Source organism: Brevundimonas pondensis (assembly GCF_017487345.1).
Classification (GTDB): Bacteria; Pseudomonadota; Alphaproteobacteria; order Caulobacterales; family Caulobacteraceae; genus Brevundimonas; species Brevundimonas pondensis.
The window spans coordinates 1,192,334-1,212,781 of record NZ_CP062006.1 but is presented as its reverse complement, the minus strand read 5'-3'; the positions used below and the strand labels follow the sequence as shown (position 1 = coordinate 1,212,781).

General features: G+C 65.3%; 32 protein-coding genes. 3 read left to right on the top strand and 29 right to left on the bottom strand.

The window, feature by feature from the left end; all coding sequences use genetic code 11:
- Window positions 1-42: 42 nt before the first annotated feature.
- Window positions 43-462 (top strand): VOC family protein, encoded by a 420-nt coding sequence (locus IFE19_RS06110; RefSeq protein WP_207826463.1) that lies wholly within the window; start codon window positions 43-45, stop codon window positions 460-462.
- Between the two features lie 17 nt (window positions 463-479).
- Here the strand turns inward: IFE19_RS06110 and IFE19_RS06105 are convergent, their stop codons facing one another.
- From IFE19_RS06105 to IFE19_RS06095, 3 genes are all read right to left on the bottom strand, one after another.
- Window positions 480-1,868 (bottom strand): trypsin-like peptidase domain-containing protein, encoded by a 1,389-nt coding sequence (locus tag IFE19_RS06105; protein ID WP_207826460.1) that lies wholly within the window; start codon window positions 1,866-1,868, stop codon window positions 480-482.
- A gap of 99 nt (window positions 1,869-1,967) precedes the next feature.
- On the bottom strand, window positions 1,968-3,275 hold the full coding sequence (locus IFE19_RS06100; protein WP_207826459.1) for a TCR/Tet family MFS transporter: 1,308 nt from the start codon (window positions 3,273-3,275) through the stop codon (window positions 1,968-1,970).
- Window positions 3,276-3,313: 38 nt separating this feature from the next.
- Window positions 3,314-4,534, bottom strand: coding sequence for an alkaline phosphatase family protein (locus IFE19_RS06095; RefSeq protein ID WP_207826457.1), 1,221 nt, complete (start codon window positions 4,532-4,534; stop codon window positions 3,314-3,316).
- 100 nt (window positions 4,535-4,634) lie between these two features.
- Here IFE19_RS06095 and IFE19_RS06090 point away from each other — a divergent pair, with 100 nt between their 5' ends.
- Window positions 4,635-5,558 (top strand): ABC transporter ATP-binding protein, encoded by a 924-nt coding sequence (locus IFE19_RS06090; protein WP_207826454.1) that lies wholly within the window; start codon window positions 4,635-4,637, stop codon window positions 5,556-5,558.
- Complete coding sequence (locus IFE19_RS06085) at window positions 5,548-6,405, top strand: ABC transporter permease subunit (protein WP_225910429.1); 858 nt, start codon at window positions 5,548-5,550, stop codon at window positions 6,403-6,405. The genes IFE19_RS06090 and IFE19_RS06085 overlap by 11 nt, the downstream gene beginning before the upstream one ends.
- 6 nt (window positions 6,406-6,411) lie before the next feature.
- Here IFE19_RS06085 and IFE19_RS06080 read toward each other — a convergent pair whose 3' ends face one another.
- The 26 genes from IFE19_RS06080 to rplB form a co-directional block, all read right to left on the bottom strand.
- Window positions 6,412-6,882, bottom strand: a complete 471-nt coding sequence (locus IFE19_RS06080) for a GNAT family N-acetyltransferase (protein ID WP_207826450.1) — start codon at window positions 6,880-6,882, stop codon at window positions 6,412-6,414.
- Window positions 6,883-6,921: 39 nt separating this feature from the next.
- Window positions 6,922-7,299, bottom strand: a complete 378-nt coding sequence (locus tag IFE19_RS06075; protein WP_207826448.1) for a DUF4180 domain-containing protein — start codon at window positions 7,297-7,299, stop codon at window positions 6,922-6,924.
- Window positions 7,300-7,380: 81 nt separating this feature from the next.
- Window positions 7,381-7,797, bottom strand: coding sequence for a 50S ribosomal protein L17 (gene rplQ, locus IFE19_RS06070; RefSeq protein ID WP_207826447.1), 417 nt, complete (start codon window positions 7,795-7,797; stop codon window positions 7,381-7,383).
- 117 nt (window positions 7,798-7,914) lie between these two features.
- Window positions 7,915-8,934 carry a DNA-directed RNA polymerase subunit alpha gene (locus IFE19_RS06065; protein ID WP_207826445.1) on the bottom strand — a complete coding sequence of 340 codons (1,020 nt, stop codon included), beginning with the start codon at window positions 8,932-8,934 and terminating at the stop codon, window positions 7,915-7,917.
- 94 nt (window positions 8,935-9,028) lie between these two features.
- On the bottom strand, window positions 9,029-9,418 hold the full coding sequence (gene rpsK / locus IFE19_RS06060; protein ID WP_207826443.1) for a 30S ribosomal protein S11: 390 nt from the start codon (window positions 9,416-9,418) through the stop codon (window positions 9,029-9,031).
- A 16-nt stretch (window positions 9,419-9,434) separates the two neighbouring features.
- A complete protein-coding gene (gene rpsM, locus IFE19_RS06055; protein WP_105563653.1) occupies window positions 9,435-9,803 on the bottom strand; it encodes a 30S ribosomal protein S13 in 369 nt (122 codons plus the stop codon).
- Between the two features lie 137 nt (window positions 9,804-9,940).
- Window positions 9,941-10,177, bottom strand: coding sequence for a TonB family protein (locus IFE19_RS18080; RefSeq protein WP_225910485.1), 237 nt, complete (start codon window positions 10,175-10,177; stop codon window positions 9,941-9,943).
- Between the two features lie 550 nt (window positions 10,178-10,727).
- Window positions 10,728-11,288 (bottom strand): adenylate kinase, encoded by a 561-nt coding sequence (locus IFE19_RS06045; protein WP_207826434.1) that lies wholly within the window; start codon window positions 11,286-11,288, stop codon window positions 10,728-10,730.
- A 21-nt stretch (window positions 11,289-11,309) separates the two neighbouring features.
- Window positions 11,310-12,689: a preprotein translocase subunit SecY gene (gene secY, locus IFE19_RS06040; protein ID WP_207826431.1), complete on the bottom strand. Its 1,380-nt coding sequence runs from the start codon at window positions 12,687-12,689 to the stop codon at window positions 11,310-11,312.
- 148 nt (window positions 12,690-12,837) lie between these two features.
- Entirely contained in the window at window positions 12,838-13,431 is a 594-nt protein-coding gene (rplO, locus tag IFE19_RS06035) for a 50S ribosomal protein L15 (protein ID WP_207826429.1), read from the bottom strand.
- 159 nt (window positions 13,432-13,590) lie between these two features.
- Window positions 13,591-13,785, bottom strand: coding sequence for a 50S ribosomal protein L30 (gene rpmD, locus IFE19_RS06030; RefSeq protein WP_207826427.1), 195 nt, complete (start codon window positions 13,783-13,785; stop codon window positions 13,591-13,593).
- 5 nt (window positions 13,786-13,790) lie between these two features.
- Window positions 13,791-14,396: a 30S ribosomal protein S5 gene (gene rpsE, locus IFE19_RS06025; RefSeq protein WP_207826425.1), complete on the bottom strand. Its 606-nt coding sequence runs from the start codon at window positions 14,394-14,396 to the stop codon at window positions 13,791-13,793.
- A gap of 13 nt (window positions 14,397-14,409) precedes the next feature.
- Window positions 14,410-14,766 (bottom strand): 50S ribosomal protein L18, encoded by a 357-nt coding sequence (rplR, locus tag IFE19_RS06020; RefSeq protein WP_207826423.1) that lies wholly within the window; start codon window positions 14,764-14,766, stop codon window positions 14,410-14,412.
- 3 nt (window positions 14,767-14,769) lie between these two features.
- Complete coding sequence (gene rplF / locus IFE19_RS06015; protein ID WP_207826421.1) at window positions 14,770-15,303, bottom strand: 50S ribosomal protein L6; 534 nt, start codon at window positions 15,301-15,303, stop codon at window positions 14,770-14,772.
- Between the two features lies 1 nt (window position 15,304).
- Window positions 15,305-15,703, bottom strand: coding sequence for a 30S ribosomal protein S8 (rpsH, locus tag IFE19_RS06010; RefSeq protein ID WP_207826419.1), 399 nt, complete (start codon window positions 15,701-15,703; stop codon window positions 15,305-15,307).
- A 15-nt stretch (window positions 15,704-15,718) separates the two neighbouring features.
- On the bottom strand, window positions 15,719-16,024 hold the full coding sequence (gene rpsN / locus IFE19_RS06005; protein ID WP_207826417.1) for a 30S ribosomal protein S14: 306 nt from the start codon (window positions 16,022-16,024) through the stop codon (window positions 15,719-15,721).
- Window positions 16,025-16,043: 19 nt separating this feature from the next.
- A complete protein-coding gene (gene rplE, locus IFE19_RS06000) occupies window positions 16,044-16,604 on the bottom strand; it encodes a 50S ribosomal protein L5 (protein ID WP_207826408.1) in 561 nt (186 codons plus the stop codon).
- Window positions 16,604-16,912, bottom strand: coding sequence for a 50S ribosomal protein L24 (gene rplX, locus IFE19_RS05995; protein WP_207826405.1), 309 nt, complete (start codon window positions 16,910-16,912; stop codon window positions 16,604-16,606). The genes rplE and rplX overlap by 1 nt, the downstream gene beginning before the upstream one ends.
- A gap of 2 nt (window positions 16,913-16,914) precedes the next feature.
- Window positions 16,915-17,283 carry a 50S ribosomal protein L14 gene (gene rplN / locus IFE19_RS05990; protein ID WP_021698481.1) on the bottom strand — a complete coding sequence of 123 codons (369 nt, stop codon included), beginning with the start codon at window positions 17,281-17,283 and terminating at the stop codon, window positions 16,915-16,917.
- Window positions 17,284-17,301: 18 nt separating this feature from the next.
- On the bottom strand, window positions 17,302-17,544 hold the full coding sequence (rpsQ, locus tag IFE19_RS05985) for a 30S ribosomal protein S17 (RefSeq protein WP_207826403.1): 243 nt from the start codon (window positions 17,542-17,544) through the stop codon (window positions 17,302-17,304).
- 10 nt (window positions 17,545-17,554) lie between these two features.
- Window positions 17,555-17,752, bottom strand: coding sequence for a 50S ribosomal protein L29 (gene rpmC, locus IFE19_RS05980; protein ID WP_207826400.1), 198 nt, complete (start codon window positions 17,750-17,752; stop codon window positions 17,555-17,557).
- Window positions 17,752-18,192, bottom strand: coding sequence for a 50S ribosomal protein L16 (rplP, locus tag IFE19_RS05975; RefSeq protein ID WP_207826397.1), 441 nt, complete (start codon window positions 18,190-18,192; stop codon window positions 17,752-17,754). Before rplP ends, rpmC begins: the two co-directional genes overlap by 1 nt.
- A gap of 6 nt (window positions 18,193-18,198) precedes the next feature.
- Window positions 18,199-18,945 carry a 30S ribosomal protein S3 gene (rpsC, locus tag IFE19_RS05970; protein WP_207826392.1) on the bottom strand — a complete coding sequence of 249 codons (747 nt, stop codon included), beginning with the start codon at window positions 18,943-18,945 and terminating at the stop codon, window positions 18,199-18,201.
- The gene (gene rplV / locus IFE19_RS05965) at window positions 18,945-19,325 is read right to left on the bottom strand and encodes a 50S ribosomal protein L22 (RefSeq protein ID WP_207826389.1); all 381 of its coding nucleotides are present in this window, start codon (window positions 19,323-19,325) and stop codon (window positions 18,945-18,947) included. The genes rpsC and rplV overlap by 1 nt, the downstream gene beginning before the upstream one ends.
- Window positions 19,326-19,328: 3 nt before the next feature.
- Window positions 19,329-19,607 (bottom strand): 30S ribosomal protein S19, encoded by a 279-nt coding sequence (gene rpsS, locus IFE19_RS05960; RefSeq protein WP_184272436.1) that lies wholly within the window; start codon window positions 19,605-19,607, stop codon window positions 19,329-19,331.
- A 2-nt stretch (window positions 19,608-19,609) separates the two neighbouring features.
- Window positions 19,610-20,446: a 50S ribosomal protein L2 gene (gene rplB / locus IFE19_RS05955; protein ID WP_207826381.1), complete on the bottom strand. Its 837-nt coding sequence runs from the start codon at window positions 20,444-20,446 to the stop codon at window positions 19,610-19,612.
- Between the last annotated feature and the right edge of the window lie 2 nt (window positions 20,447-20,448).

Genomic DNA, 20,448 nt, shown 5'->3' with positions numbered 1-20,448 from the left:
CAGGCGAATACACGCACTTCTACCGTCCCGAACGGAGGAACCATGTCCGAACCCCAGCCGAACCAGGGTCCCACGGGCGGCGTCACGCCCCATCTGACCATTCCCTCGCGCGGCGGCGCGGCGGCCATCGAGTTCTACGGCCGGGCCTTCGGCGCCGAGGAGATCATGCGGATGCCCGCCGAGGACGGCGAGCGGCTGATGCACGCACACCTCAAGATCAATGGCGCCAGCCTGATGCTGGCCGACGAGTTCCCCGAATGGACCGGCGAGGCCGACATCACGCCCAAGGGCGTCACCCTGCACCTTCAGGTCGATGATCCCGACGAATGGTGGAACCGCGCTCTGGTGGCGGGCGCCATCCCCGTCATGCCGCTGGAGGATCAGTTCTGGGGCGACCGCTATGGTCAGCTCCGCGACCCCTTCGGCCACACCTGGTCCATCGGCGGCCGGAAGAGGAGCTGAGCTCCGTCACCGCCCTTCTACGGCAACCGCCCCGTCAGCTTGCGGCCGCCGCGCACGATGGTCAGTTCTGAGCCGCGTTGCGCCCGCGCCAGGGCGGCGACCGAGGTCGCCGGACGGCCGTCCACCTGAACGATCAGGTCGTTGGGGCGCAAGCCGATGCGCGCGGGGACGCTGTTGCGCTGCAAGCCGGTCACGACCACGCCGCTGGTGAAGGGATCGCCGCCCAGACGGTCGGCCAGGGCCGGATTCAACGCCACGCCCTGCAGTCCGGCCAATGCTCCCTGCCCCACGGTCGCGCCCTGACCGGGGTCGGCGTCGCCCGGCAGGGTCGAAACACGGGCGTTGACCGTCTGGGTGCGTCCGTCACGCAGGATGGTCACGGCCACCGTGTCATTGGGCGAGCGGGTGCCGACGCGGAAGTTCAGGCCGCCCTGGTCATTGATCTCGGCCCCATCGACGGCGGTGATGACGTCGCCCTGCTCCAGCCCGGCGCGCGCACCCGGTCCCTGGGGATAGACCTCGGTGATGATCAGGCCCTGAGGCCGCGACAGGCCCAGGCTGCGGGCAATGTCGGCGCTGACGGTGTCGCCCTTCACGCCCAGCCACGGCCGCACGACGGACTTGGCCCCGCCAATGGCGGAATCCACCACCCGCTTCACCATGGTCGCCGGCACCGCAAAGCCGACCCCGGTCGAGGAGCCGGTGCGCGAGAAGATAGCGGTGTTGATGCCGATCAGGTCGCCGTCCATGTCGACCAGGGCGCCGCCCGAATTGCCAGGATTGATCGCCGCGTCGGTCTGGATGAAGGAACCGGAATCACTGATCCCCGTCTCGGTGCGATTCACCGCCGAGATGATGCCGTTGGTCACCGTCTGGCCGACGCCGAACGGATTGCCGATGGCCAGGACCAGATCCCCGACCTGCTGCTCTTCCTGATCGTCGATACGCAGTACCGGCAGGTCGCCGTCCACCTGTTCCAGTTGCAGGACGGCGATGTCGGACCGCTCGTCGGCCAGCAGAACGCGCGCCGGATATTCGCGCCGGTCGTTCAGGGTGACGCGGATCTGCTGCATGTTCTGGATGACGTGGTTGTTGGTCACCACCACCCCGTCCGCGCGCACGATGACGCCCGAACCGATCGAGCCGGTCACCCGCGACTGCGGTCCGCCGCCGAACAGCTCGAAGAAGGGATCGCGAACCTGCTGCACGCCACGCGCCGAGATATTGACCACGGCGGGCGCGGCCTCGCGCACCACAGGCGCAAAGCTGGACTTCATGGTTCCGGCGTCGCGCGGGGCCTGACGCGGCTGCTCGGCGAAGATCCCCTCCTGCGCCTTTGACGGTTGCGGCTGGCCGCAGGCGGACAGCATCAAGGCGGCGGCGATGGCCAGTCTGGAAGTCTTCATCTCGTCCCGGTCTCGTTCGGAAGGCTGAGTTTACAAGGCATTGCGCAACGGTTTTGGGACAGGATCAAGGCCAACGGCCAAGCCTGACGCCACTCGCGATCAAACGACCGTGACCTCGTCCCGTTCCGCCCTGCGCGCGGTGATCCAGCCGATCAGCGCCGCCAAGGCCAGGGCGACAGCTGCTAGATAGAAGGCTAGGCCAGGCGTCGAAATGGCGTCCACCGCCGCGGACGCCAGTTTCGCGTCGATGCCGAGGCCCCGCAACCATGCCGTCATCGGCCCAAAGCCCTCGCCCACCGACACCGAATAGACCCAGCCGAAGAACAGCGGCGAGGCCACGCCCGCGATGGAGGCGACGCTCATGTTGGCGCCTTGCAACTGGCCCTGCTCGCTCTCGCTGACGCGCCGGGTCATCAGGGATTGCAAGGTCGGCATGGCCAGGCCCCACAGGGCGTTGGGCAGCATGGCTATGATGAAGGCCACGCCTGTCGGCGCCCACCCCATCAGGGCGATGCCGACCGTCCCGCCGCAAAGGCCGAACACCATGGTCGCCCGGTCGCCGAACCGCTTCGACACCGGCCCGACGAGGACACCCTGAACGATCATGTCCAGCACCCCCACCAGGGCCAGCAACATTCCCACCTGCCACGGCCCCCAGTCGTATCTCAGACCGGCATAAAGGACGAAGACCGCCGAGAAGACGTGGTGGGCGAAATAGAGCAGGAAGTTCACGACCGCGAGGCCGGTCAGTTCGGCATGCCGTTTCAGCAGGATCATGGCTCCGACAGGATTGGCGCGCCGCCAGCTGAAGGGCATGCGTTTTTCGGGCGCCAGGCTCTCGGGCAGAATGAACAGTCCATAGAGGAAGGCCACGCCCGACAGACCGCCCGCCACCCAGAAGGGCACGCGCGGCCCGAACTCGCCGAGGAACCCACCCAGCACCGGCCCCAGCACGAACCCACCCGAGAAGGCCGCCCCGATCAGGCCATAGGCCCGCGCCCGCTTTTCCGGCTCGGTGATGTCGGCCATGTAGGCGTAGATGGTCGTGAAACTGGACGAGGTGACGCCCGCGATCAGCCGTCCGACCGCCAGCCACCACAGATTGGGCGCCAGCGCCATCAGCACATAGTCCGCCGCCAGCCCGGCACAGCTGATCAGAATAACCGGACGACGCCCGTACTGATCCGACAACGAACCGATGACCGGCGAGGCCAGGAACTGCATCCCGGCCCACAGGGCCACGAAGACCCCGTTCAGCAGTCCCGCCCGCGCATTGGAGCCGACAAACTCCTCGATCAGATGCGGCAGGACAGGGATGACAATCCCCATGGCCACGATGTCGAGCACCGCCGTGACGAAGATGAAGGCCATCGCCGCGCGGCGGACCTTGGGGTGATGCAGGGACATGGAACGCCGATCTGTTGGAGCGCTCTTTTACGCGGGGATCAGCGTGACGTCACCGATAGCGTGTCTTCCGGTCGACCATCGCCTAGTGGGGCGTCCACGCCCAGAATACGGGCCAGGAAGGGCTGCACATCGACGCTGTCCAGATCACGCAGTCGCCGCCCCTGAACCACCCCCGGTCCACGGGCGATGAAGATGGCCGCCATGTCCGGCGAGAAATTGTCATAGCCGTGCGCCCCGCCCGCCCTGGTCACGGGACGCGCCTTCGTCGTCAAGGTCCAGCCCGGCTCCGAGGCGCAGACAATGGCCGAAACACGCGGGTTGGAACCCAGGACGAACCGGGCCGGGATCTCGCTCTTCTTCCAGCAGTCCAGATGCGGGCGCGAGCCCAGCAGCGCCGCCTCAACCTCGGCCTCCCGGCCCGGGGCGGGGTTCAGAAAGCTGACGGCGCCGGAATAGACGATCTGGATCGCCGCCGGGTCAATCAGGTCGTCGATCCAGGTCACGCGCTCGGGCGAGGTGGCGGCCATGCCGTGATCGGACACCACCACCAGAACCGTGCGTTCATACAGACCCCGCGCCTTCAGCCCCTCGACCAGACGGCCGATGGAGGCGTCGACCGAACGGATGGCCTCGGCGGTCTCGGGCGCGTCGGGGCCGTTGTGGTGGCCCTGGGTGTCGACGATGTCGAAATAGAGGGTGGTCAGCTGCGGCCGCTGATCCGCCGACAGGTCCATCCATCCCAGCACGCGATCCACACGCGCGTCACCCGGCATGCCCTGGTCGAAGGTCGTCCAGTAGGTCGGACGCACGCCGCGAATATCGGCCTCAGATCCCGGCCAGAACATGGTGGCGGTCTTGACGCCCGCCTTCTCGGCCGAGACCCAGATCGGCTCGCCCTGATCCCACCAGCGGCGGTCGGTGACGGCCTGCTTGTTGCCCAGCGAGAAGCGACCCAGCTCGGCATCCACCATGTTGTTGCCGACAATGCCGTGGTGGTCGGGGTGCAGGCCCGTCACCAGCGTATAGTGGTTGGGGAAGGTCACGCTGGGAAAGGACGGCCGCATCGGCCCCGTCGCTCCCTCGCCCGCCAGTCGCGACAGGTTGGGCGTGATCCCCCGGTCCAGATAGTCGGCGCGGAAACCGTCAATGGAAATCAGCATGACCAGAGGCGGTTCAGCCGACCTGGGCACGACGACCGGCGTAGTGGCGCAGGCGCTCAACAGCAGGGCCAGACACAGACCCGCGACGCGAGAAAACATGGGGAACTCCGAAGCGACTTCGGGAAGATTGCCTAAGCTTAATCTGCAACAGGCGGAAGACGGCTTGTCGGCTTGTCCCCACCGGGCCAAGCTCTGCCGCATGACCGCTGTTATCGAAACGACCGGCCTGAGCAAGACCTATGGCGCCGTGCGCGCCCTGGACGGATTAAGCCTGAGCATCCCGCGCGGCGGGGTTTACGGCGTGCTGGGCCCGAACGGCGCCGGCAAGTCCACCCTGTTCCGCATCCTGCTGGGCCTGATCAGGCCTACCGCCGGACAGGTCCGGGTGCTGGGCCAGCATGCGGGCGATCCCGCCGTCATGCGCCGTGTCGGCTCCATGATCGAGACGCCGCGCTTCCCGCCCTACATGACCGCGCGTCAGGTGCTGGAATGGCTGGCCCTCGCGCATGGCATGAGCAAGGACGCCGCCATCGACGCCTGGCTGGACCGCGTCGGCCTGACCGAGGCCGCCAACCGCCGGGTGCGCGGCTTCTCGGTCGGCATGCTGCAGCGCCTCGGCGTCGCCGCCGCCCTGATGACCAGGCCGGATCTCGTCATCCTCGATGAACCGACCAGCGGCATGGACCCGCCCGGCATCCAGGAAATGCGCGCCCTGATCCGCAGCCTGGCCGACGACGACGGCGTGACCATCATCCTGGCCAGCCACCAGTTGCTCGAGGTCCAGCGCATCTGCGACCGGGTGGCCATCTTCAATCGAGGCGCCCTGGCCGCCGAAGGCAAGGTCAGCGAACTGACAGCCTCGGGCGAGCGCCTGCGCCTTTCCGCCACGCCGCTGGCCAAGATCATGGCAGTTCTCGGAGACAAGGCGACGCTGGACGGCGACGCCGTTCTGGCCGCCATTCCCCGCACCGAGGGTCCCGCCCTGCTGCGCGCCCTGATCGAACAGGGCGTGGATATCGACGAGGCCCGCTGGGTCGGCGCCGATCTGGAAAGCGTCTTCATGGCCGAGACCGGCCCCGCGCGCACCGATGCTCAGGTCCGGGAGGCCCTCCATGCTGGCTGACGCCATCCGCTCCGAAACCTATCGCCTGCTTCAGAACCGGACTGCGGTCTTCTGGAGCGTCTTCTTCGTGCCGGTCATGGCCCTTGCGATCTCGATCATCGGTCAGCTCGTGATCCAGTCCAGGGCGGTCAAGATAAACGGCGCCAACCTGCCCCTCGGGCTGGGCGGCCCGCTGGACCTGGGACAGGCCCTCGTCAGCAGCACCGGCGACCTGGCCAATCCAGCCATCCTCGCCTTCCTGCTGATCGGCGCCGCCACCCTCTATGCCGGCGACTATCGCTGGGAGACCTGGCGTCTGATCAGCGCCCGCAACAGCCGCCCCAATCTTCTGCTAGGCAAGGTCGGGGTGGTGAAGCTGCTGACGCTGGCCGCCATGCTGGTCTTCTTGCTGGCCGCTTCAATGGCCGACGTCGCCAAGGCCACCATCCTAGACCGCCCAATGACCTTCACCTTTGGCGCCGAACAGGCAACCGACTTTGGTCTGCTGTTCCTGCTGTCCTTCGTTCGCGTGGTCCAATTCCTGATGGTCAGCCTGCTGGTCGCCACCGTGACGCGATCGTTGCTGGCCGCGCTCTTCGTTCCTCTGGTGCTCGGCGTAGGCCAGGCCTTTCTCGGCGGCCCTCTTGCCGGCCCCCTGGGATTGGAACCCGGCGACTGGCTGATGCAACTTCTGGCTCCCGGCCTGGCCTTCGACGCCTTGAAGGCCACTATTCAGGGCGGCATGGAAAGCGCGGCCCTGCCGGACGGTATCGCCATCAAGGCCGTCACCAGCCTGGTCCTGTGGACGCTGGCTCCCTTGGCCGGAGCCATTGCCTGGTTCTCGCGTCAGGACCTGTCGAAGGAATAGCGGCTTCTACAGCCGCTTTTCCATCCATACATCTGCGCGCGCATAAGGCGTCGGCTGCGGCGGCAGATGCACGAAGCCGAAGCGGGCGTAGAGCCCCAACGCCGGCCCCAGCGTAGAGCTGGTTTCCAGATAGAGGCGGTGCGCCCCGGCGTCACGCGCCGCCGCCTCGCAGGCCTGCAGCAGACGCAGCGCCAGGCCCCCGCCCCTCGCCTCAGCCCGCACGGTCATCTTGGTGACCTCATAGCCGCCGTCGGCCATGGCGATCAGGCCGCAGCAGCCGACCGGAAGCCCGTCGCGCTCGGCGAAGAAGATATGACCGCCCCTGGACAGAATCTGCCCCTCGGGATCATCCAGCGTCAGATGATCCTTGGCCTCCAGCGCGAACCCGCCTTCAATCAGCCAGTCGGTGTTCAGCCGCTTCCACGCGTCCCGATGAGCGGGGACGAAAACAACGATGCGGTCCTGATGATGGGTCATGGGGCCTGTATCGCGGCAAGTTCTCTAACTGACAATCGGTCAACCGCCCCCGCCCCTGGCCAATCGCTGCTCCAGTTCCGCCAGATCAGCGACGAACCAGACATGCCCGCTTGCATTTGCCTCTCGGACAAAATCACGCAGGGCGTCGCTGGCCGCTACCGCCTCCGTGATGTCGCCCATCACGGCCAACCTCAGACGATAGTTGACGAACTTCTGCACGACCCCGCCCAGGACGCCCGTCCTCAAATGCAGGAAGTCCTCTCCCAGAAGGGTGGTCGGTACGGCCACCCAGTCCGCGTCCAGCCCCCACAGCCGCCCCATCAGGTCCAATGCGGCGGCCTCGCCGTCCAGACGCGGTCCGTCCTCGGGGCAGACGAACACCCGCTGGCCTGCCAACACCCTGATCCCGTCATCCATCGGCCGCCCCCAAGCAAAAAGGGCGGCGGGTCCGAAACCCGCCGCCCTTCTTTCATTCTACACCGGAAACGGTGAAGCCGATCAGGCTTCGTCGCCCTCGATGGCGAAGACCGGACCGGAGTCCTTGCCCTTGGCATCAACGTCGCGATCGACGAACTCGATCACGGCCATCGCGGCGTTGTCGCCGTGACGGAAGCCGGCCTTCATGATGCGGATGTAACCGCCCGAACGTTCGGCGTAACGCGGGCCGATCGTCTCGAACAGCTTGCCGACTTGCGGCACGTCGCGGACGGCGCTGATGGCCTGACGACGAGCGTGCAGGTCGCCCTTTTTAGCCAGCGTGACCAGCTTCTCGACGAAGGGACGCAGTTCCTTCGCCTTCGGCAGGGTGGTCGTGATCTGCTCGTGCTTGATCAGCGAGGCGGCCATGTTGGCGAACATGGCTTGGCGGTGGCTGACCGTACGGCCGAGCTTGCGATAGGCGGCGCCGTGGCGCATCGGGGTCTCTCCTACTCAACCCTGGTTTCCGGCCCTGAACTAGGGGGGCGGGACCTGGGGCCTTTTCATTCTAACCGCCCCATCCGCGCCGACTGGCGCTGGGCGGAGGGTTGATGATCAGATCTGGTCGTCGAACTTTTTGGCCAGATCTTCGATGTTTTCGGGCGGCCAGTTCGGCACGTCCATGCCGAGCGACAGGCCCATCGTCGCGAGAACTTCCTTGATCTCGTTCAGCGACTTGCGGCCGAAGTTCGGGGTGCGAAGCATTTCGCCCTCGGTCTTCTGGATCAAGTCGCCGATGTAGACGATGTTGTCGTTCTTCAGGCAGTTGGCCGAGCGGACCGACAGCTCCAGTTCGTCAACCTTCTTGAGCAGGGCCGGGTTGAAGGGCAGGTCGGGCTTGCCGTCCGTCGCCTCAACAGCCTTGGTCGGCTCATCGAAGGTGATAAAGATCTGCAGCTGGTCTTGCAGGATGCGGGCGGCATAGGCCACCGCGTCAACCGGCGAGACGGCGCCGTTGGTTTCAACTTCCAGGATCAGCTTGTCGTAGTCCATCGACTGCCCCTGACGGGTCGGCTCGACGCGATAGGCGACGCGCTTGACCGGCGAGTACAGGGCGTCGACGGCGATCAGGCCGATCGGCGCATCTTCCGGACGGTTCAGTTCGGCGGCCACGTAGCCCTTGCCGTTCTGGACAGTCAGTTCCATGCGAATCGAAGCGCCGTCGTCCAGGGTGCAGATGACGTGATCGGGGTTCAGGACCTCGATGTCAGCCGGGACTTCGATCTGGCCAGCCGTGACGACGCCGGGGCCCGTGGCGCGCAGAGTCATGCGCTTGGGGCCTTCGGCGTGCATGCGCAGCGCCAGTTGCTTGATGTTCAGGACGATATCGACCACGTCTTCACGAACGCCTTCCAGCGACGAGAACTCGTGGACGACGCCGTCGATCTGGATGGCGGTGACAGCCGCGCCTTGCAGCGAGGACAGCAGAACGCGGCGAAGCGCGTTGCCGAGCGTCACGCCGAAACCGCGCTCGAGAGGCTCAGCGACCAGGCGCGCCTTGCGCAGCGGGTCGGAGCCACCCTCAACTTGCGGCTTCTCGGGACGGATCAGCTCTTGCCAGTTTCTTTCGATCATAGAGTCCCTCGAACGGGTTTCGTCGGCTCCGGCCTTGTCGACGAGGCCATGGTGGAGCCGACGGAGATTGGGGGTGCCTGAAACGCTGTCGCGATTAAACGCGACGACGCTTGGGCGGACGGCAACCGTTGTGCGGCATCGGGGTGACGTCGCGGATGGTGGTGATCGTCATGCCCACGGCCTGAAGAGCGCGAAGAGCCGACTCACGACCGGAACCCGGGCCCGAGACGTTGACTTCCAGCGTCTTCACGCCGTGCTCTTGAGCCTTCTTGCCAGCGTCTTCAGCAGCCATCTGGGCGGCGTAGGGGGTCGACTTGCGCGAGCCCTTGAAGCCCATGTGACCAGCCGACGACCAGGAAATCGCGTTCCCCTGAGCGTCCGTGATCGTGATCATGGTGTTGTTGAAAGAGGCGTTCACGTGAGCCACGCCCGACGTGATGTTCTTGCGTTCGCGGCGCTTAACGCGACCCGGTTCCTTAGCCATCGGTCAGCTCTTTCTCTTACTTCTTCTTGCCGGCGATCGGCTTGGCCGGGCCCTTGCGGGTGCGGGCGTTGGTGTGCGTGCGCTGACCACGGACCGGCAGGCCCTTGCGGTGACGCAGGCCGCGATAGCAGGCCAGGTCCATCAGGCGCTTGATGTTCATCGAGGTTTCGCGACGCAGGTCGCCTTCGACGGTGTGGTCCTTGTCGATCGTTTCACGGATCTGCAGGATTTCAGCATCAGTCAGCGAGTTGACGCGGCGAGCGGGCTCAATGCCGACCTTCGCGGTGATTTCCTTGGCGGCGTGCGCGCCGATGCCATGGATGTACTGAAGCGCGATTTCGACGCGCTTGTTGGTCGGAATGTTGACGCCAGCGATACGGGCCACGAGAATCTCCAGATACGCTTAAACAGACGCGGAAACCGCTCCGGTCAACAGACCTGGAACGTGTGCGCCCTTCGCGGAAGCGGCTCTTATACAGGGGATTCTATCGGCGTCAACGGGCGCCCGGTCTTCCGCCGATCTCACGGACCAAACTCCACGCCCACGGTGATCTCGCGCCCCTCGACAGGGCGCCCGTCACGCGTAGGAGGACGAAAGCGGAAATGAACCGAGGCCGCAAGGGCCGCCGCACCGAATCCCCTGCCCGGCGGCGTCTCATCCACAAGCCGGCAATCCTCGAGCCGGGTGTCGAGACGAATGCGGCAAGCGATGCTGGCCCGGCCGTTCAAACGCTGACGGAAGGCCTCTGGCGGATGCAGTTGTCGCAGCTGCCCCCTGGAAGGGCCTTGCAGCAGCCGCGGGGGCCGTCGCCCGTCCCAGGCCCAGCGCCGGCGCCCGCGCCCTCACCCGCCCCGGTCCCTTGCCCTCCCAACCCCTGCCCCGGCGCCGGGCTGGAGGTCGGCGCGACGCCGACGACCACAGACGGCTCGGGCGCAGGCATGCGCGGCGCCGCCAGTTCCGGCGGACGTTTGTCCTTCATCGGCGGCAGATGAACCCTCGACGGGGCGGCGGGCGCCCCGCCCCCTGTCGATGACGCTGGCTTCGGCGGCGGCGGATCCGACGGAGGTTGAACGGGCGACGGCCGGACGAGTTCTACCTCGACCGGCCGCGAAAAGGGCGTGGGTGTAATGGCAGGCCGCAGATGCCCCAGCAATCCGAACAGCATCAGATGCGCCGCGCCGACGCCGATCGCCACGCCCGCCATGCCAAACCTGGCTTTTCGTGACGGCGGCCTGCTGTTCATCTGCGCCCCTGGAAGCCGATACCCAGACCCTAACGCCTGAACGCCCGCTTCAGATCAAAGGCGTGTCAGGCCAGGGCGCCGTCAATGGCGGCGGCGACCGTGGCGATATCGCCCATGCCGTCGATCTCGGTCAGCTTGCCCTGGGCTTCATAGTAGGGAAGCAGGGGGGCGGTCTGGGCGTTGTAGACTCCCAGACGATCCTTGAAGGTCTCGGGATTGTCGTCCGGGCGGCCCTGCTCGGCGAAACGCTTGCCGATACGGGCGGTCAGGGCGGCGTCGTCGACCTTGAGACGAACCACATGGTCGATCTTGGCGCCGCGCTTGGCCAGCATGGCGTCCAGGGCTTCGGCCTGGGCCACGTTGCGCGGGAAGCCGTCGAAGATGGCGCCGCCGGCGGCTTCGGCCTCCGGCAGGCGATCCTCGATCAGGGCGATGACGATCTCGTCGGTGACGAGGTCGCCGCGGGCCAGGACGTCCTTGACCTTGAGGCCCAGTTCCGAGCCGGAGGCGATCGCCGCGCGCAGCATGTCGCCGGTCGAGAGCTGGATCATGCCCCGCTCCTCGACCAGACGCTTGGCTTGCGTGCCCTTGCCGGCCGCGGGCGGCCCGAACAGGATCAGGTTCATCTTGCGGGCTCCCCTACCCGATTAGCGTCGGGCGGGGGCGGCGCCGCCCCGACCGCCACGACCACGCAGCTTGGCCTTCTTGATCAGGCCCTCGTACTGGTGCGCCAGCAGTTGGGACTGAATCTGGGCCACAGTGTCCATCGTGACCGAAACGACGATCAAGATAGACGTTCCTCCGAAGTAGAGGCTGTTGCCCAGGCTGCTGACCAGGAACTCGGGCAGCAGGCAGACCGCGGTGATGTAGGCGGCGCCGATCACCGTCAGGCGCGTCAGGACATAGTCCAGATACTCGGCCGTGCGCTTGCCCGGACGGATGCCCGGCAGGAAGCCGCCGTACTTGCGCAGGTTCTCGGCCGTGTCCTCGGGGTTGAAGGTGATCGAGGTGTAGAAGAAGCAGAAGAAGACGATCAGGACCGCATACAGGATCATGAACAGCGGCTGGCCGTGCGTCAGTTGCGCCGTCACCAGCGGCAGCCAGCTCATCCACTCGGGCAGATTGGCCTGGGCGGTGAAGGTGGCGACCGTCGTCGGCAGCATCAGCAGCGACGAGGCGAAGATGGCGGGGATGACGCCGGCGGTGTTGACCTTCAGCGGCAGGAACGAGCGTTCGCCGCCCGTCATGCGGTTGCCTTCCTGGCGCTTCGGATACTGGATCAGAAGGCGGCGCTGGGCGCGCTCCATGAAGACGATGAAGACGATCACGGCCACGGCCATGACGGCGATGAACAGCAGGGTGAAGGCCGACATCTGGCCTTGCTGGGCCAGGCCCAGCAGACGGGCCACGGTAGACGGCAGAACCGCCACGATGCCCGCGAAAATGATCAGCGAGATGCCGTTGCCGACGCCGCGCGCCGTCACCTGCTCACCCAGCCACATCAGGAACATGGTGCCGCCGGTCAGGACAGTGACCGTTGAGATGATGAAGAACAGGCCCGGCTGGTCGATCAGGCCAGGCTGGGCGTTCAGGCCGACGGCGATGCCGAACGACTGAGCCAGAGCCAGGAAGACCGTCAGATAGCGGGTATACTGGTTCAGCTGCTTGCGGCCGCTTTCGCCGCCTTCCTTCTTCAGCTTCTCCCAGGGCGGATAAACCGCGCCCATCAGCTGGACGATGATCGACGCCGAGATGTACGGCATCACGTTCAGCGCGAAGACGGCCATCCGTTCTACTGCGCCGCCCGAGAACATGTTGAACATGTCCAGGATGCCGCGCTGGCCGTCCGGGTTCTGGAAGAAGGCCAGGAAGGCCTCGGAGTTAATGCCCGGAATCGGAACATAGGTGCCGATCCGGTAGACCAGCAGCGCGCCCAGCGTGAACAGCAGGCGTTTGTGCAGCTCGGTCGCTTTCGCGAACGAGCCCATGTTCATATTGGCGGCGAGTTGTTCAGCGGCCGAAGCCATTAGGCGGTCCCCACGACTATGCCCGTCGTCAGATAGGCGGAAAGCGGCCGTCTTGCGAGGGCCGCTTTCATGATTTTCGTCATCCCGGTTCGGACGATCCCGGCGAACGCCGCTTCAGCAGCGTCCGCTCGGGATGACGATATCGATTTTAGGCCTTGGCGGCGGCGCGCTTGGCGCGAGCCGAGACCTTGTTGGCGTCGCCCAGCGGCGCCTTGGCGGCCGGAGCCTTGCCCTTGGCGGCGTTGCGCTTCTCGACGCGAGCGGCAGCCTTGGCTTCAGCGGCGATGCGCTGCTGCTCGACCTTGCCGCCAGCGGCTTCGATGGCCTTGATGGCGCCGGCCGAGGCCGACCAGACGACCAGGTTCAGCTTGGCCTTCAGTTCGCCTTCGCCCAGAATGCGGACGCCGTCCTTGACGCGACGGATCACGCCGGCGGCCACCAGGGCGGCGCCGTTGATCTCAGCCTTGGCGTCCAGCTTGCCGGCGTCGATGGCTTCTTGCACGCGCCACAGGTTCACTTCAGCCAGCTTCAGCGCGTTCGGGTTGTTGAAACCGCGCTTCGGCATACGCATGTACAGCGGCATCTGGCCGCCTTCGAAGCCGCCGATGGCGACGCCCGAACGCGACTTCTGACCCTTGACGCCGCGACCCGCGGTCTTGCCCTTGCCCGAACCCGGGCCGCGGCCGACGCGCATACGCTTCTTGTGGGCGCCTTCGTTGTCGCGAATTTCGTTCAGTTTCATGTGCCTGATCCTTTCGGGTTCTAGCGCCAGGCCGCGAAGGCGATCCTGACTCGGCGTTGGAAAAATTGAAGGGCCGCTTCTAAGCGGCCCATCGCAGCATCGCAAGATGCTTCTTCAAAGAGAAACGCCCTCCCCCGGATCGGGAGAGGGCGCATCTGCTTATTTTTCGACCACTTCGACCATGTGGGCGACCTTGGCGATCATCCCGCGGACCGAGGGGGTGTCTTCCAGCGTCGACTCACGACCGACGCGGTTCAGACCCAGACCCGTCAGAGTGGCGCGCTGATCCGACTTGCGACGGATCGGGCTGCCCGTCTGGCGGACCGTGACGGTGGCTTGTTCTTTCTTGGCCATGTCTATCAGCCCTCGACAGCTTCAGGCGCCGAGGCGCCGTCGTTGCGGCGGCCCATCAGGTCAGCGACCTTCTTGCCACGCTTCGAAGCAACCTGACGCGGCGACGATTGAACCTTCAGAGCTTCGAAGGTCGCGCGGATCATGTTGTACGGGTTCGACGAGCCGGTCGACTTGCCGACGACGTCCTGGACGCCGAGGGTTTCGAGGACCGCACGCATCGGACCGCCGGCGATGACGCCGGTGCCGGGAGGGGCAGCGCGCATCATGATCTTGCCAGCGCCCCAACGGCCGTTGCCGTCGTGGTGCAGGGTGCGATTTTCGCGCAGCGGAACGCGGATCATCGTCTTCTTGGCTTCTTCGGTCGCCTTGCGGATGGCTTCCGGCACTTCGCGCGCCTTGCCATGACCGAAGCCGACGCGGCCCTTGCCGTCGCCGACGACCATCAGGGCCGCGAACGAGAAACGACGGCCGCCCTTAACGGTAGCGGCGACGCGGTTGATGTGCACCAGCTTCTCGACGATGTCCGAATCCGGGCCGTCGACAGCGGGGGCGTTACGGTCGCGGCGGTCGCGGTTCTGACCACCTTGTCCGCGTTGGGGTTCACGAGCCATGCTTCTCGATCCCTTAGAAGTTCAGGCCGGCTTCACGCGCGGCCTCCGCCAGCGCCTTGACGCGGCCGTGATAGATGTAGCCGCCACGGTCGAAGACGACGTCCTTGACGCCCTTCTCGATGGCGCGTTCGGCGATCAGCTTGCCGATGAGCGCAGCAGCGGCGACGTCCGAACCCTTGGAGCCCTTGCCGCCTTCCAGCGACGAGGCGGCGGCCACCGTGACGCCCTGGGCGTCGTCGATGATCTGGGCCGAGATGTTCTTGTCCGAACGGAAGACCGACAGACGCAGACGACCGTTGGCGACAGCCTTGAGGCGACGACGGTTGCGTTCGGCGCGGCGCTTGGCTTGTTGTTGCAGAGAAAGAGCCATGACTTACTTCTTCTTGCCTTCCTTGCGCCGGACGGTTTCGCCCTGGTAGCGCACGCCCTTGCCCTTGTAAGGCTCCGGCGGACGCAGCTTGCGGATGGTGGCGGCGATTTCACCGACGACTTGCTTGTCGTTGCCCGAGATCTTGATCTCGGTCTGCTTGGGCACGACGAAGGTGATGCCGGCCGGCGGCGCGACGTCGACTTCATGCGAGAAGCCGAGCTGCAGCGACAGCGACTGACCCTTCAGGGCAGCGCGGTAGCCGACGCCGACCAGTTCCAGGGTCTTCTCGAAGCCCGTGGTCACGCCGGTGACCATGTTGTCGACCAGGGTGCGCGACAGACCCCACATCGCGCGAGCGCGAGGCGTGTCCGAACGCGGGGTCAGCGACAGTTCGTCGCCTTCCTGCTTGACTTCGATTTCTTCGGCCACGGTCCAGGTGCGTTCGCCCTTGGGACCCTTGACCGAGACGGTCTGGCCGTCGAGCGTGACAGTCACGCCCTTCGGCACAGCGATGGTTTTCTTGCCAATACGGGACATATCAGTAGACCCTGCAGAGGACTTCGCCGCCGACGTTAGCGTCGCGAGCGGCGGCGTCAGACATGACGCCCTTCGAAGTCGAAAGGATCGAGATGCCGAGGCCGTTCTTGATCGGCTTCAGATCGTTGATGGCCGAGTAGACGCGGCGGCCAGGCTTCGACACGCGGGCGATCTCAGCGATCACCGGCTGGCCGTCGAAGTACTTCAGCTCGATCTCGAACTGCGGGAACTCGCCGGGGTTCTGAACCAGCGAATAGCCGCGGATGTAACCTTCGTCCTGCAGCACGTCGAGGACGCGCTGACGCAGACGCGAGGCGGGGGTCAGCACCTTGGAACGCTTGCGGGTCGCCGCGTTCTTGATGCGAGCGATCATGTCGCTCAGGGGATCGTTGATCATCATGTCTGTTCGCTCCCCTTACCAGCTCGACTTGGTCAGGCCGGGGATCTGCCCCAGGTTGCCCAGCTCGCGCAGCGCGATCCGGCTCATCTTGAGCTTACGATAGTAAGCCCGCGGACGGCCCGTGACTTCGCAACGGTTGCGAATACGGGTCGGCGCGGAGTTGCGCGGCAGCGAGGCCAGCTTCAGGCGAGCGTCGAAACGCTCTTCCAGCGGCAGGCTCTCATCATTGGCGGTCGCCTTCAGGGCGGCCCGCTTCGCGGCATACTTCGCAACCAGGGCCTTGACGGCTTCGTTACGGTTTACGGCGCTTTTCTTAGCCATTGTTCTCTTCCCTTCCCGCTCAGTTCTTGATGAACGGGAAATTGAACTCGGTGAGGAGAGCCTTGGCTTCCTCATCGGTCTTGGCCGTGGTGCAGACGACGATGTCCATGCCCCACATCTGATCGATCTGGTCGTAGTTGATCTCGGGGAACACGATGTGCTCCTTCAGACCCGTGGCGTAGTTGCCGCGACCGTCGAACGAGGTGCCCTTCAGACCACGGAAATCCTTCACGCGCGGCAGCGCGATCGTGATGAAGCGGTCCAGGAACTCATACATCTGGGCGCCGCGCAGCGTGACCTTGCCGCCGATGACCATGCCTTCGCGCAGCTTGAAGCCGGCGATGGAGTTACGAGCCTTGGTCGGCACAGCCTTCTGACCGGCGATGGCCGTCAGATCCTTGAGGGCCGCGTTGACCTTCTTGGAGTCCGCGACAGCTTCACCGACGCCCATGTTCAGGACGATCTTGTCCAGCTTGGGGATCTGCATCTCGTTCGTGTAGCCGAACTTTTCCTTCAGGGCGCCGCGGATGCGGTCCTGATATTCGGTCTTGAGACGCGGCGTGTACTTGGTGTCAGCCATTAGATGACGTCTCCCGTGGTCTTGGCGAAGCGAACCTTCGTGTCGCCTTCGACCTTGAAGCCGACGCGGGTCGCCTTGCCGTTGGCGTCGGCGATCGCGACGTTCGACAGGTGAAGCGAGGCTTCCTTGTTCTTGATGCCGCCTTGCGGGTCAGCCTGGGTCGGGCGCGTGTGGCGCTGAACCATGTTGACGCCTTGCACGACGACGCGGTTTTCGGTCGGCAGGACTTTCAGCACCTGGCCGGTGCGTCCCTTGTCCTTGCCGGTCAGGACGACGACGTTGTCGCCCTTCTTGATCTTGGCGGCCATGGTTACAGAACCTCCGGAGCCAGCGAGATGATCTTCATGTGGTTCTTGGCGCGCAGTTCGCGCGGAACCGGGCCGAAGATACGCGTGCCGACCGGCTCGTTCTGCTTGTTGACGATGACGGCGGCCGACTTGTCAAAACGAATGACCGAGCCGTCCTTGCGCTGGATGTCCTTGGCGGTGCGAACGACGATGGCGCGAACGACGTCGCCCTTCTTCACGCGACCGCGCGGGATAGCTTCCTTCACCGAGGCGACAATGGTGTCGCCCACCGAGGCGTAGCGGCGCTTCGAGCCGCCGAGCACCTTGATGCACATGACCCGGCGAGCGCCCGAGTTATCGGCCACCTCCAGGTTAGTTTGCATCTGGATCATGGGATCCGATCCTTTTCTTTAGGAAGCCGAGGCGGGGGAAACGACTTCCCAACGCTTCAGCTTGGACTTGGGGGCGCACTCGACGATGCGCGCGACGTCGCCGACTTTGAGGCCGTTGGCCTCATCGTGGGCGTGGTACTTCTTGGACAGGCGAACCGTCTTTTTCAGGACCGGGTGCAGCAGAGTGCGCTCGACCTTCACGACGACGGTCTTGTCGCCCTTGTCGGACACGACCACGCCTTCGAGAATACGTTTGGGCATAGGTGTTTCCTTAACCCGCCGCGCGGTTCGCACGCAGAAGCGTGGAAATACGGGCGATGTCCTTGCGCACTTCCGAGACCCGATGGGTCTTTTCCATCTGGCCGGTGGCGGCCTGGAAGCGCAGGTTGAACTGTTCCTTCTTGAGCTTCAGCAGCTCGTCGGCCAGTTGGTCCGGGGTTTGAGCCCGCAGATCAGCGATCTTGGTCATCAGGCGGCTTCCTCAACGTGAGCGATGCCGGCGTCGAGGCGGGTGACCACCTTGGTGCGGACCGGCAGCTTGGCGGCGCCGAGGCGCAGCGCTTCACGAGCCACGTCGTCCGGCACGCCGTCGATTTCGAACAGGATACGGCCCGGGTGGCAACGCGCCGCCCAGTAATCCACCGCGCCCTTGCCCTTACCCATCCGGACTTCAGCCGGCTTGCCCGTGACGGGCAGGTCGGGGAAGACGCGAATCCAGACGCGGCCCTGACGCTTCATCTGACGCGTGATCGCGCGGCGAGCCGCTTCGATCTGACGCGCGGTGATGCGCTCGGGTTCCACCGTCTTCAGGCCGTAGGAGCCGAAGTTCAGCGAGAAACCACCCTTGGCGGCGCCATGGATGCGGCCCTTGAAGGCCTTGCGGTACTTGGTCTTTTTCGGTTGCAACATGGCCTATCAGCCCTCACGACCACGGCGCGGACCGCGATCACCGCGGGGGCCGCGCTCACGGCCTTCGTTGGACGACGGACCCGAAGCTTCCTGGGCCCAGCGCTTGTCCTGAGCCATCGGGTCGTGCTCGAGCACCTCACCCTTGAAGACCCAGACCTTCACGCCAATGATGCCGTAGGTCGTCTTGGCTTCGTAGAAGCCGTAGTCGATGTCGGCACGCAGCGTGTGAAGCGGCACGCGACCTTCGCGGTACCATTCCATACGAGCGATTTCAGCGCCGCCCAGACGACCCGAGACGTTGATCCGAACGCCCTTGGCGCCCAGACGCATCGCCGACTGCATCGAACGCTTCATGGCGCGACGGAAGGCGATCCGGCGCTCCAGCTGCTGTGCGATGTTTTCAGCGATCAGCTGCGCGTCAGTTTCCGGCTTGCGGACTTCGACGATGTTCAGGTGAACTTCGCCTTCAGTGCGAGCCGAGATGTCCTTGCGGAGCTTCTCGATGTCAGCGCCCTTCTTGCCGATCACGACGCCCGGACGGGCGGCATAGATCGTCACGCGGCACTTCTTGTGCGGACGCTCGATGATGATGCGCGACACGCCAGCGGCGGCCAGGCGTTCCTTCAGCCACGTACGCAGCTTCAGGTCCTGGTGCAGCAGGCGAGCATAGTCGGCGCCGCCGGCGAACCAGCGGCTGTCCCACGTGCGGTTCACGCCAAGGCGCAGACCGACCGGATTGATTTTCTGTCCCATCAGGCGGCCTCGCCGGCTTCACGGACCACGATCGTGATCTCGCTGAACGGTTTCAGGATGCGCGACGAGCGACCGCGAGCACGGCTCGCGAAGCGCTTCATCACCAGGTTCTTGCCCACGAAAGCCTCGGCGACAAACAGGTTGTCGATGTCGAGGTTGTGGTTGTTCTCAGCGTTCGAGATCGCCGAGTACAGGACCTTGCGGACGTCGCCAGCGATGCGCTTGTGGCTGAATTCCAGCTCGTTCAGCGCCTTCTGGACCGGCAGACCGCGGATCGAGGCGGCGACCAGGTTCAGCTTCTGAGGGCTGATGCGAACGTTGACCAGCTTGGCGCGAGCCTCGGTGGCCTCGACGCGACGGGCGTTTTTGGTCTGGGCCATGGATTACTTCCTCTTGGCCTTCTTGTCCGCCGCGTGACCCGGGAAGTTCCGGGTCGGGGCGAACTCGCCGAACTTCATGCCGACCATGTCTTCGTTGACCATCACCGGCACATGCTTTTGGCCGTTATGGACACCGAAGGTCAGGCCGACGAACTGCGGCAGGATGGTGGAACGACGCGACCAGGTCTTGATCACATCCTTGCGGCCCGACGTTTGAACGGCGTCGGCCTTCTTGAGCAGATACCCGTCGACAAACGGGCCTTTCCAGGAGGAGCGGGCCATTCTTAGCGAGCCTTCTTAACGTGACGGGTACGGATGATGTACTTGTCCGTAGCCTTGTTCTTGCGGGTGCGGGTGCCCTTGGTGTCCTTGCCCCACGGCGTAACCGGGGTGCGACCACCAGAGGTCCGGCCTTCACCACCACCATGCGGGTGGTCGATCGGGTTCATGGCGACGCCGCGAACGTGCGGACGCCAGCCCATGTGACGAACGCGACCGGCCTTGCCGAGGTTCTGGTTCATGTGGTCCGGGTTCGACACGGCGCCGACGGTGGCCATGCACGAGTCCAGGACCATGCGCAGCTCGCCCGAGCCGAGACGGATCTGGGCGTAGCCCTGATCGCGGCCGACCAGCTGGGCGTAGGCGCCGGCCGAACGGGCCAGCTGAGCGCCCTTGCCCGGCTTCATCTCGATGTTGTGAATGATCGTACCCACGGGCATCGAGCGCAGCGGCATGGCGTTGCCAGGCTTCACGTCGACCTTTTCACCAGCGACGACGACGTCGCCAGCCTTCAGGCGTTGCGGCGCGATGATGTAGGTCTTCTCGCCGTCGGCATAGGTCACCAGGGCGATGAAGGCCGTGCGGTTCGGGTCGTATTCCAGACGCTCGACCGTGCCGATGGCGTCGAACTTGCGACGCTTGAAGTCGATCTTGCGATACAGGGTCTTGGCGCCGCCGCCGCGGAAGCGAACAGCGATGCGACCGCCCTGCCCGCGACCGCCCGACTTGGTCAGGCCTTCAACGAGCGACTTTTCCGGGCGGCCCTTGTGGAGCTCGGACCGGTCGACCAGCACCAGGGCGCGGCGGCCCGGCGACGTCGGATTGTAGGTTTTCAAGGCCATCG